This window comes from Achromobacter sp. 2789STDY5608615 (assembly GCF_001298995.1).
GTDB classification, from domain to species: domain Bacteria; phylum Pseudomonadota; class Gammaproteobacteria; order Burkholderiales; family Burkholderiaceae_B; genus Achromobacter; species Achromobacter insuavis.
Genome location: NZ_CYTY01000078.1, coordinates 1 through 827, shown reverse-complemented (window position 1 = coordinate 827; position 827 = coordinate 1). Strand labels below are relative to the sequence as shown.

The window sequence follows — 827 nt, the reverse complement described above, 5'->3', positions numbered from 1 at the left end:
GTAGCGCACTTCCAGGATATCCAGTTCCTCGATCCCGCCCGGCGTGCGCAGCACCACCGTGTCGCCTTCGCGCGCCTTGATCAGCGCCCGCGCCACCGGCGAGATCCAGCTGATCTTGCCGGCCAGCGGCTCGGCCTCATCCACGCCGACGATGGTGACGGTGTGGTCCTCGCCCGCCTTGTCGGAATACAGCACCGTGGCGCCGAAGAAGACCTGGTCGCGGTTGGGCTGGGCGGCCGGATCGACCACTTCGGCGATGTCCAGCCGCTTGGTCAGAAAGCGCATGCGGCGGTCGATCTCGCGCAGGCGCTTCTTGCCATAGAGATAATCGCCGTTCTCGGAACGGTCGCCGTTGGACGCCGCCCACGACACCACCTGCACCACCGACGGCCGCTCCACGTTCATCAGGTGCGTCAGCTCGCCGCGCAGGCGCTCGTAGCCTTCCGGCGTCATGTAGTTCTTGGTGCCGGCCGGCAGGGCCTGGGCCTGCGGCAGGTCGTCGTCGTCCTCGTTGTCGGATTCTTTGACAAATGCTTTGTTCATGGCGGCGGCGCCTCGGGCGCGCAATCAGTTCAAGTCGGTTCAAGGGCGGCGCGGACACGCCGCGCCGGGGCCAGGCGGCGCGGCGCCTAGAACCAGTCGTGCCAGACCGGCTTCAGATCGGACGGCAGGGGCGGCAGGCGGCCCAGGTCCATCCGGCTTTCCTTGGGGCTGTGGAAGTCGGAACCGCGCGAGGCCAGAAAGCCATAGCGCCGCGCCACGTCGGCATATTGCCGCGCCTCTTCCACGGTGTGGCTGCCGGTGTTGACCTCGATGCCCACGCCCCC

General features: G+C 68.0%; 1 protein-coding gene and 1 pseudogene. Both read right to left on the bottom strand.

Going from position 1 to position 827, the window contains the following annotated elements:
- Window positions 1-543: transcription elongation factor GreB (gene greB, locus AOZ49_RS31140; protein WP_054479759.1), on the bottom strand; the 543-nt coding region annotated here is incomplete at its 3' end.
- 86 nt (window positions 544-629) lie between these two features.
- Window positions 630-827: pseudogene (locus tag AOZ49_RS31135) on the bottom strand (phosphatase); the annotation flags it as partial.